Raw genomic sequence first — 17,274 nt, forward strand, 5'->3', positions numbered from 1 at the left:
GGGAAATGAAACATATGAGCATCACTTCACACTACAACCCTGAAAATGGTTCACCCGGAATCACAGTTAGTAAAGACCAGGCGAAGGCATATGTTGAGTTCAACTCGAACGGCCAGGCATTTGTCTCTGGTGATTTTGCTGCCTTAAATATTAAATACGATCAGGCAAAAGGCACTTACTCTGAAACTGTAAAAATTCCGGTTACTGGCGGATGGCTGGCAGTTAAAGTCGGTAACGCAGGCGTAATACAACCGAATGGCACTTTGAAGATTGACTCGATTGTAATCGGCGGAGAAATCAAAGGCCCCGGTCCCTATGCCCCTAAGGCCTCTGTCAGCGCTCAGATTGGAGCAGGGATAGATGAGGATGGGGATAGAGCTTTCAAAGTGAAGCTGAAGGCTGACCTAGATATGGGGCCGTTTAAGGTCAGGCTGGAAAGTGACGAGTTCTATCTCGACCCTGCTGACTTGATCGACCCCGATGAAAATGGACTGCTTTCCAAAGGCCTCTTGGGTAATGCTTACGCTGCGCTCAAACACCGCGGTGATTACATTGATGCTCAGGTCGATGCAGCCGTTAATGGGGTGGACCCAAATGTTAACCTTCACTACGAGCGCGCATTGAAGACGTCTTCGCCAATCGTGCTGGACCTGGATGGTGATGGCATCGAGACCTATGGCGCGGAAGGCCAGACCCTGTTCGACCATGACGGTGATGGCAACAAGCATGGCTCAGGCTGGGTGAAGGCAGACGACGGCCTCCTAGTTCTCGACCGAAATGGCAATGGCACGATCGACAGCGGCCGCGAGCTGTTTGGCGAGCACACCCTACTCGCCAACGGACAGAAGGCCCGCGATGGTTTCGAGGCCATGCAGGCCGTGGACAGCAACGGGGACGGCAAGCTGGATGCCAGCGATAATGTCTGGGCGGACCTGCGCATCTGGCGAGACCTGAACGGCGACGGCATCAGCCAGGCCAACGAGCTCAAGACGCTGCAGGAAACGGGTATTGCCAGCATTTCCACGAGTTCCGATGGCAAGAAACAAGCGCTGGGCAACGACAACCACATCGACGGTTTCAGCACCTTCCAATGGGATGAAAACCATGGCGGGAAGGTGGGTGTATCGGGCGATGTCTACTTCGAGAACAACCCGTTCTACCGTCGATTCGCCGATGCGATTTCGATCCCGGCGCACCTGGCCGAAACCCCGAACATGCGCGGTGCAGGTGCTGTAAGGGACTTGCGTGAAGCCGCAGCGCTCAGCGGCGCTGTGAGAGCGGCTCTGTCGACCTACTCCCAAGCCGACAGCCGCGCTGCCCAGTTGGCACTGCTGAATAACCTCGTTAACGCCTGGGCAGACAGTGCAGATTTCCGCACCTTCGACGAACGCGTCTCCGACTTGGCCAGTGGCCGCGCCTTCGAGGTTAAGTTTGCCTATTCCTGGGAAATCAAACGGGAGGGCATGGGCGTAGGTGGCTCAGGTGGAGGCGGCGGAGTCCAGGGCACGACGATCGGCGATTCGCAAAGCAGTGGGCCGACCGCAGACCAAGTGCGCAAGAAAGAGCTGCTGGAAATGGTCCGGGTCCTGGAGGTTTTCAACGGCCAGTACTTCTTCGATTTCAAACCGCAGACTAGAGATGGCTGGAACGGCCAGCTAGCTCTGGAGTACAAGGCAGGCATTCAGGGACGCACAGCCAAGGCAAATGCCGTGCTGGTCACTGGGACGACCTACTACCTGACTGAAGAGGACTTCTCGATCGGTCAAGCGCAGGAGGTGGGTATTCGGACGGCCTACCAAGCTTTGCTCGACTCGGTCTACAACGGCCTACTACTCCAGACCCGGCTCAAACCATACGTAGACCTGATATCTCTTGCCATGACGAAGGACGGCTTGACACTGGATTTCAGCAAGATGATGGAGAAGTTCACCGAAGTACACTCCAGTCAACCAGTCCGCGCCATAGTCGACCTGTTCGAGTTCGGTAATGCCTCTGCGGCAAGCGGGGGATGGTCCTTTAGGGAGGCAGCGCTCTCCGGCGATTGGATACGGCAGTTGGCCCAAGCGGATGTCGAATCGCTCCGCCAACAGCTGGGAGCTGAAAACAGCGTGGTGTTCGACACTACTGGAGCAAGCAGTATCAAAGGCTCCGGCAGTACCGACTTCCTCTTAGGTGAAGGAGGCCAGGACACTCTCTACGGAAACGGAGGGGCTGACTACCTGGAAGGTGGCAACGACAATGACCAACTCAACGGCGAGGATGGCAACGACCTGCTCGACGGTGGTGAAGGCAGCGACGTCCTCTACGGCGGCAACGGTAATGACCTGCTCCTCGGCGGCAACGGCAATGACTACCTCTACGGTGATGCCGGTGACGATGTGCTGATCGGTGGCCTGGGCAGCGACTACCTCGACGGTGGTGCCGGCAATGATGTCTACCGCTTTGAGCGTGGTTGGGGCAATGACACCATCAGCAACTACGACTCGACCTCCAACAAGCTCGACGCCATCGAGTTCGGGACCGGCATTGGTGCCAGCGAAATTCTCATTACCCGCAGTGGCACCAACCTTGTGCTTTCGCTCATTGGCACCACGGACCGCATCACCGTCAACAGCTACTTCAGCGACGACGCAACTGGCCCCTACAAAGTTGAAGAAATCCGCTTCGCCGACGGCACCGTATGGAACATCAACACCGTCAAGCAGATGTCCGTCGCCAAAACCAGCGGCAACGACACTCTCATCGGCTATGCGACTAACGACATACTCGACGGAGGCGATGGTAACGACACACTCTCCGGAGGCAACGGCAACGATCTCCTCATCGGCGGCAGCGGCAATGACAACATCAATGGCGATGCAGGTGACGATGTGCTGATCGGTGGCCTGGGTAACGACACCCTCGACGGTGGCGCCGGTAATGATGTCTACCGCTTCGAGCGTGGTTGGGGTAGCGATTTCATTAGTAACTACGACACCACCACCAAGCTCGACGCCATTGAGTTCGGTACAGGTATAACTACCGGCGACATCCTCATCACCCGCAGCGGAAATAATCTCGTGCTTTCGCTCAGTGGCACCACTGACCGTGTCACCGTCCGCGACTACTTCTACCTTGATGGAACCAGCCCCTACAAAGTCGAGGAAGTCCGCTTCGTCGACGGAACCACTTGGAACATCGACACCGTCAAGCAGATGGCCTTGGTCAGCACCAGTGGTAACGACACCCTAACCGGCTACACCACGAATGACCTGATCACCGCAGGCAACGGCAACGACCTGGTCTACGGCGCAGCGGGCAATGACTCGCTTTCCGGTGAACTCGGGGATGACCGTCTGTACGGAGGAGAAGGTAGCGACCTACTCGACGGCGGGGAAGGCAATGACACTCTCGGCGGCGACAACGGAAATGATCTGCTCCTCGGCGGCAGCGGCAACGACAGCCTCGATGGCGGTGCCGGTGACGACACACTAATCGGCGGTCTGGGCAATGACACTCTCGGCGGCAGCGCCGGCAATGATATCTACCGCTTCGAGCGTGGTTGGGGCAGCGACACCATCAGCAACTACGACACCACAGCCAATAAACTCGATACCATCGAGTTTGGAAGCAGCATCGTTGCCAGTGACATCCTTATCACCCGCAGCGGCACTAACCTCGTACTCTCGCTCAGCGGCACCGCTGACCGCATCACCGTCAGCAACTACTTTCACCTCGATGGAACCAGTGCCTACCGACTAGAGGAAATCCGCTTCGCTGACAGTACCGTCTGGGGCGTCGACACAGTCAAGCAGCTCGCCCTGGTCAGCACCAGTGGCAACGATGCCATTACCGGCTATGTCACCCATGACCTGATCACCGCCGGCAACGGCAACGACTCGGTCTACGGGGGAGTAGGCAATGACTCACTCTACGGCGAACTCGGGGATGACCATCTCTACGGCGAAGATGGCAACGACCTGCTCGACGGCGGCGAAGGTAAGGACACTCTTTACGGCGGCAATGGCAACGACCTGCTCATCGGCGGCAATGGCAATGACAACCTCAACGGCGATGCCGGTGACGATGTGCTGATCGGTGGCCTGGGTAACGACACCCTCGACGGTGGTACCGGTGATGATCTTCTAGCCGGCAGCCTCGGCAACGATATCCTCAACGGGGGCACAGGCAACGACACCTACACCTTCGGGAAAGGCGACAGCCAGGACACCCTCTACGACAACGGCGGGAACGACGTCCTGAGCCTTGGCGAAGGCATCAATGCCTCGGATGTCTGGTTCAAGCGCACCGGCAACAACCTGGAACTCTCCGTCCTCGGCTCCGACGACAAGGTCACCATCAGCAACTGGTACGCCAGCGCCTCGAATCACGTCGAGACGATCAAGACCGCTGACGGCAAGACCCTCCTCGACAGCCAGGTGCAGAACCTGGTCAACGCCATGGCGGCCTTCGCGCCGCCGACTGCGGGCAACGCCAACCTCACGCCTGAGCAACGGGCTCAACTGGAGGTGGTGATCGCCGCCAACTGGCAGTAACACCACCCGCTTTCGACAAGGCCCCGCAAGGGGCCTTGTTCGTCTTGGGCGGCAGCGCGGCAATCCGCCCGCTCTGCCGCGCTGCATTTGGCAGTATCCTGTCGCCCTTTCCCCTGCCAGGAGCGCTGCCATGTCCCGTTGGCCCGATACCCGTATCCAGGATCTGTTCGGCATCGAACTGCCCATCATCCAGGCGCCAATGGCGGGGCCGTCGTATGCGGAGATGGTGGTGGCGGTGGCGCAGGCCGGTGGCTTGGGTTCGCTGCCCTGCGCGATGCTGAGTACCGAGCAGATCCGCCAGGAAGTCGGGCGGATTCGCGAAGGGACTGCGGCGCCGATCAACCTGAACTTCTTCGCCCACTCGGCGCCGGTGCCGGACGAGGTCAGCCTGGCGGCCTGGAAGCAGCGCCTGGAGCCCTACTACCTGGAACTCGGCCTGGACCCGGCCGAGCCGGTGCCGCTGTCCAACCGCGCGCCGTTCGATGAAGCACTCTGCGAGTTGGTGGAGGCATTGCGCCCGGAGGTGGTGAGCTTCCACTTCGGCCTGCCGGAGGCAGCGCTGGTGGAACGGGTGAAGGCGACCGGGGCGAAGGTGATTTCGTCGGCCACCACGGTGGCCGAGGCCCGCTGGCTGGAGGCCCGGGGCTGTGACGCGATCATTGCCCAGGGCGCGGAGGCCGGCGGTCATCGCGGGCTGTTCCTCGATACGAGGGTGGACACCCAGGTGGGCACCTTCGCGCTGCTGCCCCAGGTGGTGGATGCGGTGCGGGTACCGGTGATTGCGGCCGGTGGCATCGCCGATGCACGGGGCATCGCGGCGGCTTTCGCGCTGGGGGCGGCGGCGGTGCAGTTGGGCACGGCCTACCTGTTCACCCCGGAGGCGCGCCTGCCGGCCCTGCACCGCCAGGCGCTGGCGCAGAGCCGGGACGACGGTACGGCCATCACCAACCTGTTCACCGGGCGCCCGGCGCGGGGGATTCTCAATCGGGTGATGCGTGAGGTGGGGCCGTTGAGCGACCTGGCGCCGGCCTTCCCGCTGGCGGGCGGTGCGCTGGCCCCGTTACGGGCCAAGGCCGAGGCGGCAGGTGCCGATGATTTCATGTCGCTGTGGTCGGGCCAGGCGGCGGCGCTGTCGAAGCACCTGCCGGCGGGCGAGCTGACTCGGGTGCTGGCGGCCGAAGCCCTGGAGCGCATGGGGCGCTGAAAGGCCTCTGCGCTTTCATCCCCTGAGGGTGGAGCCCGGTGCCTCGCGGCACCGGACGTGGGCTCAGAGGCCCATCTGCTTGCTGATGATCTCGTTCATGATTTCCCGCGAGCCGCCGCCGATGGAGAGGATGCGGTTGTCGCGGTAGAGCCGCTCCACCAGGCTCTCGCGCATGTAGCCCATGCCGCCGAGCAGTTGCACGGCGTCGTAGGTGACCCGGTCGGCCACGTCGGTGGCGAAGTTCTTGGCCATGGAGATTTCCTTGATCACGCTCTTGCCGGCGGCCATCTTCGCCGCCTGGCGGTAGGTGAACTCGCGGGAGACCTCGACCTGGGTGGCCATTTCCGCCAGGCGATGCTTGAGCACCTGGAATTTGCCGATGGGTTTGCCGAAGGCCTGCCGCTCGCGGGCCCAGCGCTCGGCTTCTTCCAGGGCCATCTGGGCGGTCATGTTGGCCATGATGGCCAGGGCCAGCCGCTCGGACTGGAAGTTGGCCATGATGCAGGCGAAGCCCATGTTCTCGACGCCGATGAGGTTGCCCACCGGGACGAGGCAGTCCTCGAAGAACAGCTCGGCGGTGTCGGAGGCCCACCAGCCCATCTTCTTCAGTTGGCGCCCGACGCTGAAGCCGGGGGTGCCCTTCTCGATCAGCAGCAGGCTGACGCCGCCGAAGCCGTCGCCGCCGGTGCGCACCGCCACGGTGTAGTAGTCGGCGCGCACGCCGCTGGTGATGAAGGTCTTGCTGCCGTTGACGCGGTAGAAGTCCCCCTCGCGCACCGCGCGGGTCTTCAGGTTGGCCACGTCGGAGCCGCCGGAGGGCTCGGTGACGGCCAGTGCCATGATCTTCTCGCCGGCCAGCACCTGCGGGGCGATGCGCTCGCGAAGCTCGGGGCGGCCCCACTTGATCAGGGGCGGCAGGCCGATGTCGAGGGAGCCGAGCCCGGCCACCAGGCCACCGGAGCCGCTGCGCATCAGCTCTTCGCTGGCGGCCACCTTGGCGAACAGGTCGCCCTCATGGCTGCCGCCGTATTGCTCGGGGTAGCCGATGCCGAGGATGCCGGCGGCACCGGCCTTGAGGTAGAGCTCGCGGGGGAAGGATTCGGCCTCTTCCCAGTCGTCGATGTGGGGGAGGATTTCCCGCTCGACGAAGCGGCGTACCGAATCACGCACCAGTTGATGGGATTCGTCGAAGTATTCTTGGCAGGCCGGCATGGCGTAGCTCCCTGGCGAAAGTCAGGAAAACTTACCGAGCGCTTGCTTGGTTTTCAAGGCGGGAGTTGCGCCATCGATCAGGTCGTATGCGCCGCGCCGAAGCGCTCACGGTAGGCCGAAGGCGGCAGCCCGACGGCGTTGCGGAAGGCAACGCGGAAGCTCTCCACCGAGCGGAAGCCGCACCGTTCGGCGATGCGCTCGCTGCCGTCGGCCGTGCTTTCCAGCAGTTCGCGGGCACGGGCCAGGCGCTCGTGCTGCAGCCAGGCCTTGGGGGTCATGCCGGTGGCTTCGCTGAAACGCCGCAGGAAGGTACGCTCGCTCATGGCCACGCGGCGGGCCAGTTGGCTCACCTCCAGGGGCTCGTGCAGGTGCTGGCGGGCCCACTGCATCAGGGCGGACAAGTCATTGCGCGGCGCCTGCGCCACCGGGGCGGGAATGAACTGCGCCTGGCCGCCAGCCCGCTGGGGCGACATGACCAGGCGTCGGGCCACGGTGTTGGCCACCTGGGTGCCGAAGTCCCGCGCTACGAGGTGCAGGCAGGCGTCGATACCGGCAGCGCTGCCGGCCGACGTGATGAGCAGGCCGGCATCCACGTAGAGCACGTCCGGGTCCACCTCGATGGCCGGGAAGCGCTGCGCCAGTTCGTCGGTGTAGCGCCAGTGGGTGGTGGCGCGCTGGCCGTCCAGCAGGCCGCTGGCGGCGAGGACGAAAACGCCGGAGCAGATGGACACCAGCCGTGCCCCACGGGCATGGGCATCACGCAGGGCTGCCAGCAGCCGTTCCGGGGGTGCCTCGGCGCGGTCACGCCAGCCGGGAATGACAATGGTCCGGGCCTCGGCCAGGCGCTCCAGGCCGGCATCGGCCAGCACCTGGATGCCGCCCATGGCGCGCATGGGGCCGTCGTCCAGACCGACGATGCAGTGGCGATACCAGGGGAAATCGAACTCGGGCCGTGGCAGGCCGAAGATCTCCACGGCAATGCCGAATTCGAAGGTGCAGAGGCCGTCGTAGGCGAGGATGGCCACCAGGCCAGGGTCGTCGTGCATTTGGCGGAAACTTACCAGTTACTGTCTCGCCCGCCACTTTAGGGAAGAAAACGCGCTGGATACAGTGGCGCCATCCCCTAACCGACGGAGAACCACCATGCCCAGCCTCGTTCGCCAGCATCCCGCTGCCCACCCGGAAGCCGCCCTCGCCCATTTCGCCCAACGCCTGGCCTTCGAGACCGATTGCTCGGACGTACATGCCAGCCAGCAGGCCGGTGACGTGGACTACGTACTGGTCGACGTGCGCAGCGAGGCGGCCTATGCCGCCGGCCATGTGCCGGGCGCGATCAACATCCCCCATCGGCTGATGACCGCCGAGTTCATGGCCGGCTACCCGCGCGACACGCTGTTCGTCGTCTACTGCGCCGGCCCTCACTGCAACGGCGTGCATCGCGCGGCCGTGCGCCTGGCCGGGCTGGGTTTCGCGGTGAAGGAGATGCTCGGCGGCGTCACCGGCTGGCTGGACGAGGGCCTGAGCCTGAGCGGCGCGCAAAGCCCGCAGACAGCCCACCCAGCCATCTCGTGCGCATGTTGAGCCCATCCGTACGCGAGGCGCGGGCCGAGGACGTGCCCGCCATCCTCCCGCTGATGCGCGAGCTGGCGCGTTTCGAGGCGTACCTGGAGGAGTTCGCGGTGAACGAGGCACAACTGCTGGCCCGCGCCTTCGGCCCGGAGCCCCAGTGCCAGGTCTTCGTGGTGGAAACCTCGGGCCGACTGCTCGGCTATGCCGTGGCCCAGGAGATCGTCTTCACCTACGACTTGCGCCCGACGGTGCGGCTCAAGGAGCTGTACCTGGTGCCGGACGCGCGTGGCCAGGGTCAGGGACAGCGCCTGATGGCCGCCGTGGCGCGCTGGGCGCAAGCTCGCGGCGCGGGACGCCTGAAGTGGGATGTACTGGTGGGCAACCGAGGTGCCGAGCACTTCTATCAACGCCTGGGCGGTCGCCCCGACAGCAAGTGGATTGCCTACGGGATGGATGACAAGGCGCTGGAGGCCTTGGCTGCGCTGGGGTAGCCGGTAGGCCGATGCGATCCTGGGCTACGGAAGAGCGATCAGAGGCCGATGGGGCGGCGGCCGGCCAGGGCGTGGGTCAGGGTGCCGCCGTCCACCAGTTCCAGCTCGCCACCCAGCGGTACGCCGTGGGCGATGCGCGAGGCCACCAGGCCCTTGGGTGCCAGCAATTGGGCGATGTAGTGGGCGGTCGCCTCCCCTTCCACGGTCGGGTTGGTGGCGAGGATCACTTCGCTGAAGGCACCGGCCTCGATCCGCTCCATTAGCTCAGGAATGCCGATGGCCTCCGGGCCCAGGCCATCCAGGGGCGAGAGGTGCCCCTTGAGCACGAAGAAACGGCCGCGATAGCCAGTCTGCTCCACGGCGAACACGTCCAGCGGCCCTTCCACCACGCACAGCAGCGAGTCGTCGCGACGCGGATCGGCGCACTGCGGGCAGAGGTCGTCCTCACTGAGGGTGCGGCACTGCTTGCAATGCCCGACACCTTCCATTGCAGCGGTAAGTGCCTGGGCCAGGCGCAGGCCGCCGCTGCGGTCACGCTCCAGCAACTGCAGCGCCATGCGCTGGGCCGTCTTCTGGCCTACACCGGGCAGGATGCGGAGGGCGTCGATCAGTTGGCGGATCAGCGGACTGAAGCTCATTCAGAAATCTCGGATTGGGGCTGAAACGAGCTCCAGTGCCCTGCTCGCTTCCGACTTCTATTTACAGTCGCTGTCGCCAGGAGCGATCAGACGGCATGCAGTACAAGGCGTGAACGGCTACGGGCACCGGAGTTTACGTCTGTAAATGAGGATGCCCGGAGCCGTTCGCAACGCAGTCATGCGTGCTGGCTGGGCGCTCCCCACTTAGAAGGGCATCTTGAAGCCGGGCGGCAGTTGAAGGCCGGCCGTCATGCCGGACATCTTCTCCTGGCTGTTCTGCTCGATCTTGCGCACGGCATCGTTGACGGCGGCGGCGATCAGGTCTTCGAGGATTTCCTTGTCTTCCTGCATCAGGCTGTCATCCAGGCTCACGCGCTTGACGTCGTGACGGCCGTTCATGACCACGCTCACCAGGCCGGCACCGGATTGACCGGTCACTTCGGCGTTGGCCAGCTCTTCCTGCATCTTCTGCATCTTTTCCTGCATTTGCTGGGCCTGTTTCATCAGGCCTGCCATGCCACCCTTCATCATGATGGTTGTCCTCAGCGGTCAAGGGGTTCAATGGTGTCCGGGCGCACGCTGGCCCCGAACTGTTCGATCATCTTCAACACCAACGGGTCGCTGGCAATCGAGTCTTCGGCGTCACGCTGGCGGGCCGCACGTTTGCGGGCGGCGGCCTGGGCCGGGGTTTCCTGCTCGGGGCGGCGGATCTCCACCTCAAGGGTCAGGGTGCGGCCGTGGTACTGGTTGAGGGCCTCGTTCATGCGCCGTTGCTGGGTGGCGTTGAACAGGGCGCTCTGGGCCGGGTCCAGGTGCAGGCGCCAGGTGTCACCCTCCACGGCGACCAGGGTGCAGTTGGCGGCGATGTTGCCAGTCATGCCGCTGATGCCGAGGCGTGGGAACAGGTCCAGCCATTCGGCGGCCAGGCCAGTGGCCGGCTGCACATCCGGCAGGACTTCGGGCTCGGCCACCACGGCCGGCTCGCCGACGGGAAGCTCGTCGAGGTAGGCGATGGAATCGGCGTCCGCCTGATAGTAGTCGTCATAGTCCCCGGGCGGCGGCTCTTCGTCGTCGAAGGGCGCTTCGGACGCCGGCACGGCTTCGGCGACAGGTGCCGACGCTGCGACGTCTGGGGCCGGTGCGGCGTTCGGTACGGGCGCTTCGGCTGCAGGCTCGGGCTCGGGCTCGGGCTCGGGCTCGGGCTCGGGGGCAGGCTGCGCGACTTGCACGGACGCGGCTGCTGCAGCGGGCTCCTCCCAGGGCAGGTCGACCGGCACCTCGGCGGGGGACTCGGCAACCACGGCGGGCTGCGGCGCCGGCTCGATGACCGGTTCGCTCGCCACGACGGGCTCGACCGGCGCTACAGGCTCGGGTTCAGGCTCGGGCACCACGGCAGCAGGCGCGGCCTCGACCACCGGTTCCGGCGCCGGCTGCAGGGCCGGCACGACCGCCGGAGCGGGCGCGGCGACAGGGGCCGGCATGGGCGGTTGGGGCACGGGCGCGGGGATGACGGCCGCCGGAGCCACAACGGCGGCTCCGGCCACGGGGTTCTGGCTGGAATCAGCTGTGGCCTTGCTGATCCCCGGATCCTTTAGCACCACCCTCGGCGCGCCGTCGGCATCGGCCGGGCGGAACGCCAGCATGCGCAGCAGCACCATCTCGAAGCCGCCGCGCGGGTCCGGCGCCAGGGGCAGGTCACGACGACCGATCAGGCCCATCTGGTAGTAGAACTGCACGTCTTCCGCCGGCAGCGCCTCGGCCAGTGCCAGCACGCGGTCGCGGTCGCCCTGGCCGTTGTCGACGGCATCGGGCAGGGCCTGGGCGATGGCCACGCGGTGCAGCACGTTGAGGATTTCGGCCAGCACGCCGTTCCAGTCCGGGCCCTGCTCGGCCAGGTGGCGGATGGCCTCCAGCACGCCACGAGCATCGCCCTGCAGCAGCGCGTGGAGCACGCCGTAGACCTGGCCGTGGTCGAGGGTGCCGAGCATGGCGCGCACGTCGGTGGCCAGGACCTTGCCTTCACCAAAGGCGATGGCCTGGTCGGTGAGGCTCATGGCATCGCGCATGGAGCCATCAGCGGCGCGGCCCAGCAGCCACAGCGCGTCCGGCTCGAAGGGGACGCTCTCGGCGGTGAGTACGTGGGTCAGGTGCTCCACCACGCGCTCCGGCGGCATGTTCTTCAGGGAGAACTGCAGGCAGCGGGAGAGGATAGTAACGGGCAGCTTCTGCGGGTCGGTGGTGGCCAGCAGGAACTTCACATGGGGCGGCGGCTCTTCGAGGGTCTTGAGCAGCGCGTTGAACGAGTGCGTGGAGAGCATGTGCACTTCGTCGATCAGGTAGACCTTGTAGCGGCCCCGGGTCGGCGCGTACTGCACGTTGTCCAGCAGCTCGCGGGTGTCCTCGACCTTGGTGCGGCTCGCGGCGTCCACTTCGATCAGGTCGACGAAGCGACCTTCGTCGATCTCCCGGCAGACCGAGCACTGGCCGCAGGGCGTGGAGCTGATGCCGGTCTCGCAGTTCAGGCACTTGGCGAGGATGCGCGCGATGGTGGTCTTGCCCACGCCACGGGTACCGGTGAAGAGGTAGGCGTGGTGCAGGCGCTGGTTGTCCAGGGCGTTGATCAGGGCCTTCAGCACATGGGTCTGGCCGACCATTTCCCGGAACGAGCGGGGACGCCATTTGCGCGCAAGAACCTGATAACTCATTGAAAACCGTCGCAGCAGTGAATCGGGAGGGGGCTAATGCTAGCGGAGCAACCTGCAAATTGCACCCGAGATGCACGCTCGTGACGAACTTCTTTCGGTCACGGGAACGCCATAAGGACGGGACGTGGCACGGCAGTGCTCACGCAATGCGTGGCGAAGAAATCAGAAAGAAGGGGATGAAGCGAGGGTAGAAATTAGGAGGCGACCCCACCAGCCACACCCCGGCACTCGATGTCACCGCTGCGGCTGCTCCCTTCCGGGCCTGACCGGGTTCACGGCTGATCAATGCGGGGGGACCGGCAGGGCCACCATAACGCGACTCGCCAGATCGGCGAGCCGCGCCATTGTACTGGCTCTTGGCAAACTTACAACCGCTGAAATCACTTTTCCTGACAAGCACTTGCGTTCAGACCCGGAAGCGCCCCACCAGGCTGGCCAGGCCGCTGGACAGCTCGGACAGGTGCCGGCTGGCCTGGGTGCTCTGGTCCGAGGTCTGAGAGGCCTCCATGGACAGGTTGCGGATGTCGCTGATGTTGCGGGCGATCTCCTCGGTCACGCTGCTCTGCTCCTCGCAGGCGGTGGCGATCTGCGCGGCCATGTCGTTGATCCGCTGCACCGAATCGCCGGTGTCGCTCAGGGCCTGGTCCACCCCGGCGGCGCGCTCGACGCTGTCCCGCGCCTGATGACTGCCGGCCTGCATGGCCCGCACGGCATTCTCAACGCCGACCTGCAGGCGGGCGATCATTTCCTGGATGTCCTTGGTGGAGTCCTGGGTGCGGGCAGCCAGTGCGCGGACCTCATCGGCTACCACCGCGAACCCCCTCCCCTGCTCGCCTGCCCGGGCGGCTTCAATGGCGGCGTTCAGTGCCAGCAGGTTGGTCTGGTCGGCGATGCCCTTGATGACGGCGAGCACCGCACCGATGTTGGCGGTCTCCTGCTGCAGCGTCTCGATGGTGGTGGAGGCGCTCTCCACTTCCTGGGCGAGCTGGCGGATGGCACGGATGGTGGCCCCCACCACCTGGGCGCCCTCGCGGGACTGGCTTTCGGCGTGGCGGGCGGCGTCGGCGGCGTTCTGTGCGCTGCGGGCCACCTCGTGGACAGCGGCGCTCATCTCGGTGGCAGCGGTGCTCACCTGGTCGACAGCGGCGTGCTCGCTGGTGATCAGGCGGTCATTGGCGGCCGCCAGGCCGGCCAGGCTGCGCGCGGAGTTGGCCACCTCGTCGGTCACCCGGCCGACTTCACGGATCAACGGCTGGAGCTTGTCGAGGAAGCGGTTGAAGGCATGGCTGAGCTTGCCCAGTTCGTCCCGCGAGGTGACTTCCAGCCGTACACGCAGGTCGCCGTCGCCCTCGGCGATCTGCTCGATGCGTTCCAGCAGGCGATGCAGCGGGCGGGTCACCAGGGTGGGGAACCCCAGCACCAGCAGCAGGCAGATGCCGCAGGCAACGGCCATGATCACGCCCTGCTGGAGGCTGCGCTGCTGACCCAGGGCGGTCGACGCCAGGCCCTCGGCGTTGGCTTCGGCATCCTCCAGTTCACCCAGCTTGTTGATGACATCGCGCATGGCCTGGAACTGCTTCTCGCTGTCGCCGAAGCTCAGGCGGCTGGCTGCCTCGGGCTCGCTGGAGGACAGGGCCACCACCTTCAGCGAGGTGGCCTTCCACTCGGCAAACCCACGGTCGAAGCTGGCCACCAGCTGACGAGCCTCGTCACCGGGCTTGAGGTCGGCGTACTTGTGCACCCGGTCGTAGGCCTGCTGGAGGTTCTCGGCATGGTCGGACTTGAGCTGGGTGACGAAGTCCCCGGAGCTCTCGTCCAGCAGGCTGCGCTCGGCGGTGAAGGCCTGGTAGAGGTCGCGGTCGGCGTTCAGCAACAGGCTGACGGCGGGCAGGTAGCGATTGGTCAGGCGGGCACTGGAGTCGACCACCTGGTTGAGCCCCTGCACGCCGAGCCCGCCCAGCAGCGCGAGCAGGACCAGCAGGAGCAGGATGGGCAACGTGATCTTCCAGCGGAAACTCAGGTCGGCGAAGGCTTGCAGCATGACGACTCTCCCCAGGGCGCGGCGATTCGCACAAGCGTAGTCCGACTCCCTGCAACGCGCGGGAAACCGAACTGTGCTAGCGTGCCCCCGCCCCGCTTAGAGCCGGGCGCCTTCATCTTCATCGGAGCACCCCCATGGCACTCACCAAAGACCAACTCATCGCCGACATCGCTGACGCCACAGACGCCACCCGCGCAACCGTGCGCGCCGTGCTGGAGCAACTGAGCGAGATCGTCAGCGACTCGCTGGAGAACGGCGATGAGATCACCCTGCCGGGCATCGGCAAGCTCAAGGTCAGCGAACGCCCGGCGCGCACCGGCCGCAACCCGCAGACCGGCAAGAGCATCGAGATCGCCGCGAAGAAAGTGGTCAAGCTGGTGCCGGCCAAGGCCCTGACCGACGCCATCAACGGCTGATACGAAAAGGCCGGGCATCGAGCCCGGCCTTTTCATGTGTGGCGCCTTCACGCGGCGCCGAGGGTCTTCAGTTCAGCGAGGAACTGCTCCTCGTCCAGCACCCGCAACCCCAGCTCGGTGGCCTTGGCCAGCTTGGAGCCAGCACCCGGCCCGGCGACCACGCAGTGGGTACGCGCCGAGACCGAACCCGCCACCTTGGCCCCCAGGGCTTCCAGCTTGTCCTTGGCCTGGTCGCGGCTCATGGCCTCCAGCGTGCCGGTCAGCACCCAGGTCTGCCCGGCCAGGGGCAACCCTTCCACCACCTTGCGCTCGCACGACCAGTGCATGCCGAACTCCAGCAGTTGCGCCTCGATGCGCAGGGCGTGCTCGCGGTTGGCCGGCTCGTCGAAGAAGTCGCGCAGGGAGCGGGCGGCCTTTTCGTTGAGGCGTTCCACCTGGCGCAGGTCCAGCCAATCGGCCTGGATCACGCCCTGCAGGCTGCCGAAGCGGGCCGCCAGCTTCTCGGCGCCGGTGGTGGCGATGCCGGGGATGTTCAGCTTGTCGAGGAAGCCACCCAGGGAGGCGCAGGCGGTGAATTCGGCACTGACCTCGCCTTCGTCCTGCAGGACGACGCCGCGGGCCAGCAGGTCGGCAATCACCTGACGGTTGTGGTCGTCGCCGAAGAAGTTGTGGATCTCCGACGCCACTTCCAGCCCCACGTCGGGCAGGTAGGTCAGCACTTCCGGCAGTGCCTGTTCCAGGCGCTTCAGCGAGCCGAGGGCGCGAGCCAGCAGCTTGGCGGTCTCTTCACCGACATCGGGAATGCCGAGGGCGAAGATGAAGCGCGCCAGGGTCGGCTTGGCGCTGTCCTGGATCGCCGCCAGCAAGTTGCGGGTCGACAGATCGGCGAAGCCCTCCAGCTCCACCACCTGCTCGTAGGTGAGGGTGTAGAGGTCGGCGGGCGACGCCACCAGGCCGGTATCCACCAGCTGCTCGACGATCTTGTCGCCCAGGCCGTCGATATCCATCGCGCGGCGGGAGGCGAAGTGGATGATCGCCTGCTTGAGCTGGGCGCCGCAGGCCAGGCGGCCGACGCAGCGGTAAACCGAGCCTTCGCTGGTGGTGGCCTTGCCCTTGGCGCGCTTGACCAGTTGGGTGCGCTCGACGGCGGAACCGCACACCGGGCATTGCTCCGGCACGTGCACCGGGCGGGCATCCGCAGGGCGGCGCTCTGCTACCACTTGCATGACCTGCGGGATCACGTCACCGGCGCGGCGGATGATGACGGTGTCGCCGATCATCAGGCCCAGGCGGGCGACTTCGTCCATGTTGTGCAGGGTGGCGTTGGCGACGGTGACACCCGCCACCTTGACCGGCTTGAGGCGCGCCACGGGCGTCACCGCACCGGTACGGCCGACCTGGAACTCGACGTCCAGCAGCTCGGTCAGCTCCTCCTGGGCGGGGAATTTGTGGGCGATGGCCCAGTGCGGGGTGCGGGCGCGGAAGCCCAGCTGCTGCTGGTCCTCCAGGGTGTTGACCTTGAACACCACGCCGTCGATGTCGTAGGGCAGCGCCATGCGCCGCTGGCCGATGTCGCGGTAGTAGTCCAGGCAGGCCTCGACGCCCTTGGCCAGGCGCAGCTCGCGGCTGATGGGAATGCCCCAGCCCTTGAGGCGCTCCAGCATGCCCACCTGGGTGGGGGCCAGTTCGGCGCTGACCTGGCCGATGCCGTAGCAGCAGAACTCCAGCGGACGGCTGGCGGTGATCTTCGGGTCCAGCTGGCGCAGGCTGCCGGCGGCGGCGTTGCGCGGGTTGGCGAAGGTCTTGCCGCCGCTCTCGGCCTGGCGGGCGTTGAGCTCCTCGAAGCCGGCCTTGGGCATGTACACCTCGCCGCGTACCTCCAGCACCTGCGGCCAGCCCTCGCCCTTCAGCTTGAGCGGTACGTTGCGGATGGTGCGCACGTTGGCACTGATGTCCTCGCCGGTGGTGCCATCGCCACGCGTCGCGCCTCGCTCCAGCACGCCGTTGCGGTACAGCAGGCTGACGGCCAGGCCGTCGAGCTTCGGTTCGCAGCTGTATTCCACGGCTGCGCCACCGCCGAAGAGGTCGCCGCCGGACAGGCCGAGGCCGCTCTGCACGCTGCGATCGAAGGCCAGCAGGTCCTCCTCCTCGAAGGCGTTGCCCAGGCTCAGCATGGGCACTTCGTGACGCACCTCGCCGAAGGCGCTGAGGGCCTCGCCGCCGACACGCTGGGTGGGCGAATCGGGGGTGACCAGTTCCGGGTGCTCGGCTTCCAGGGCCTGCAGCTCGCGGAACAGGCGGTCGTACTCGGCGTCGGGCACGCTGGGCTCGTCGAGGACGTAATAGCGGTAGTTGTGCTCATCCAGTTCGGCACGCAGTGCCTGGATGCGCTGGGCGGCATTGCCTGAGGTTTCGTTCATGATGCGGGGCTCTTTTCCGTGCAAACGAAAAGAGCAGCCTGGG

The 17,274-nt window shown here is 65.4% G+C and carries 12 protein-coding genes, 1 other RNA gene and 1 pseudogene; 5 read left to right on the forward strand and 9 right to left on the reverse strand.

From position 1 onward, the window contains the following. Positions 1-14: 14 nt before the first annotated feature. Complete coding sequence (locus tag FBY21_RS29910) at positions 15-4,535, forward strand: calcium-binding protein (RefSeq protein WP_160158590.1); 4,521 nt, start codon at positions 15-17, stop codon at positions 4,533-4,535. 130 nt (positions 4,536-4,665) lie between these two features. Further along, entirely contained in the window at positions 4,666-5,739 is a 1,074-nt protein-coding gene (locus FBY21_RS09920) for an NAD(P)H-dependent flavin oxidoreductase (RefSeq protein WP_142010722.1), read from the forward strand. A 63-nt stretch (positions 5,740-5,802) separates the two neighbouring features. On the opposite strand, the gene FBY21_RS09925 is transcribed toward FBY21_RS09920, so the two are convergent. After that, the gene (locus FBY21_RS09925) at positions 5,803-6,951 is read right to left on the reverse strand and encodes an acyl-CoA dehydrogenase family protein (protein WP_142010724.1); all 1,149 of its coding nucleotides are present in this window, start codon (positions 6,949-6,951) and stop codon (positions 5,803-5,805) included. 77 nt (positions 6,952-7,028) lie between these two features. Next, entirely contained in the window at positions 7,029-7,997 is a 969-nt protein-coding gene (ftrA, locus tag FBY21_RS09930) for a transcriptional regulator FtrA (protein WP_142010727.1), read from the reverse strand. Positions 7,998-8,094: 97 nt separating this feature from the next. On the opposite strand from ftrA, the gene FBY21_RS09935 reads away from it, so the two are divergent. Next, positions 8,095-8,532, forward strand: a complete 438-nt coding sequence (locus FBY21_RS09935) for a rhodanese-like domain-containing protein (RefSeq protein ID WP_142010729.1) — start codon at positions 8,095-8,097, stop codon at positions 8,530-8,532. After that, positions 8,526-9,011 (forward strand): GNAT family N-acetyltransferase, encoded by a 486-nt coding sequence (locus FBY21_RS09940; RefSeq protein ID WP_142010731.1) that lies wholly within the window; start codon positions 8,526-8,528, stop codon positions 9,009-9,011. The genes FBY21_RS09935 and FBY21_RS09940 overlap by 7 nt, the downstream gene beginning before the upstream one ends. Before the next feature lie 38 nt (positions 9,012-9,049). Here the strand turns inward: FBY21_RS09940 and recR are convergent, their stop codons facing one another. The 6 genes and pseudogenes from recR to FBY21_RS30245 form a co-directional block, all read right to left on the reverse strand. Continuing rightward, positions 9,050-9,649, reverse strand: coding sequence for a recombination mediator RecR (gene recR, locus FBY21_RS09945; protein ID WP_044412784.1), 600 nt, complete (start codon positions 9,647-9,649; stop codon positions 9,050-9,052). 204 nt (positions 9,650-9,853) lie between these two features. Further along, positions 9,854-10,180 (reverse strand): YbaB/EbfC family nucleoid-associated protein, encoded by a 327-nt coding sequence (locus tag FBY21_RS09950; protein ID WP_044412787.1) that lies wholly within the window; start codon positions 10,178-10,180, stop codon positions 9,854-9,856. Positions 10,181-10,191: 11 nt separating this feature from the next. Then, positions 10,192-12,354 (reverse strand): DNA polymerase III subunit gamma/tau, encoded by a 2,163-nt coding sequence (dnaX, locus tag FBY21_RS09955; RefSeq protein WP_142010734.1) that lies wholly within the window; start codon positions 12,352-12,354, stop codon positions 10,192-10,194. Between the two features lie 205 nt (positions 12,355-12,559). Beyond that, an RNA gene (gene ffs / locus FBY21_RS09960) (signal recognition particle sRNA small type) lies at positions 12,560-12,656 on the reverse strand. Between the two features lie 104 nt (positions 12,657-12,760). Next, on the reverse strand, positions 12,761-13,465 hold the full coding sequence (locus FBY21_RS30240; protein WP_373870858.1) for a methyl-accepting chemotaxis protein: 705 nt from the start codon (positions 13,463-13,465) through the stop codon (positions 12,761-12,763). A 153-nt stretch (positions 13,466-13,618) separates the two neighbouring features. Beyond that, a pseudogene (locus tag FBY21_RS30245) lies at positions 13,619-14,395 on the reverse strand (MCP four helix bundle domain-containing protein); the annotation flags it as partial. Between the two features lie 134 nt (positions 14,396-14,529). On the opposite strand from FBY21_RS30245, the gene FBY21_RS09970 reads away from it, so the two are divergent. Further along, entirely contained in the window at positions 14,530-14,811 is a 282-nt protein-coding gene (locus FBY21_RS09970) for an HU family DNA-binding protein (protein ID WP_044412796.1), read from the forward strand. Between the two features lie 47 nt (positions 14,812-14,858). Here the strand turns inward: FBY21_RS09970 and ligA are convergent, their stop codons facing one another. Then, positions 14,859-17,231: an NAD-dependent DNA ligase LigA gene (gene ligA, locus FBY21_RS09975; RefSeq protein ID WP_142010738.1), complete on the reverse strand. Its 2,373-nt coding sequence runs from the start codon at positions 17,229-17,231 to the stop codon at positions 14,859-14,861. Positions 17,232-17,274: the final 43 nt, after the last annotated feature.

It is taken from the genome of Pseudomonas sp. SLBN-26, assembly GCF_006715895.1.
GTDB lineage: Bacteria > Pseudomonadota > Gammaproteobacteria > Pseudomonadales > Pseudomonadaceae > Metapseudomonas > Metapseudomonas otitidis.

What these genes read in the sequence shown, in the direction of transcription:
- FBY21_RS29910 (WP_160158590.1), top strand. Translation starts at nt 15, where the DNA reads ATGAGCATCACTTCACACTACAACCCTGAAAATGGTTCACCCGGAATC.
- FBY21_RS09920 (WP_142010722.1), top strand. Translation starts at nt 4,666, where the DNA reads ATGTCCCGTTGGCCCGATACCCGTATCCAGGATCTGTTCGGCATCGAA.
- FBY21_RS09925 (WP_142010724.1), bottom strand. Translation starts at nt 6,951, where the DNA reads ATGCCGGCCTGCCAAGAATACTTCGACGAATCCCATCAACTGGTGCGT.
- ftrA (WP_142010727.1), bottom strand. Translation starts at nt 7,997, where the DNA reads ATGCACGACGACCCTGGCCTGGTGGCCATCCTCGCCTACGACGGCCTC.
- FBY21_RS09935 (WP_142010729.1), top strand. Translation starts at nt 8,095, where the DNA reads ATGCCCAGCCTCGTTCGCCAGCATCCCGCTGCCCACCCGGAAGCCGCC.
- FBY21_RS09940 (WP_142010731.1), top strand. Translation starts at nt 8,526, where the DNA reads ATGTTGAGCCCATCCGTACGCGAGGCGCGGGCCGAGGACGTGCCCGCC.
- recR (WP_044412784.1), bottom strand. Translation starts at nt 9,649, where the DNA reads ATGAGCTTCAGTCCGCTGATCCGCCAACTGATCGACGCCCTCCGCATC.
- FBY21_RS09950 (WP_044412787.1), bottom strand. Translation starts at nt 10,180, where the DNA reads ATGATGAAGGGTGGCATGGCAGGCCTGATGAAACAGGCCCAGCAAATG.
- dnaX (WP_142010734.1), bottom strand. Translation starts at nt 12,354, where the DNA reads ATGAGTTATCAGGTTCTTGCGCGCAAATGGCGTCCCCGCTCGTTCCGG.
- FBY21_RS30240 (WP_373870858.1), bottom strand. Translation starts at nt 13,465, where the DNA reads ATGAGCGCCGCTGTCCACGAGGTGGCCCGCAGCGCACAGAACGCCGCC.
- FBY21_RS09970 (WP_044412796.1), top strand. Translation starts at nt 14,530, where the DNA reads ATGGCACTCACCAAAGACCAACTCATCGCCGACATCGCTGACGCCACA.
- ligA (WP_142010738.1), bottom strand. Translation starts at nt 17,231, where the DNA reads ATGAACGAAACCTCAGGCAATGCCGCCCAGCGCATCCAGGCACTGCGT.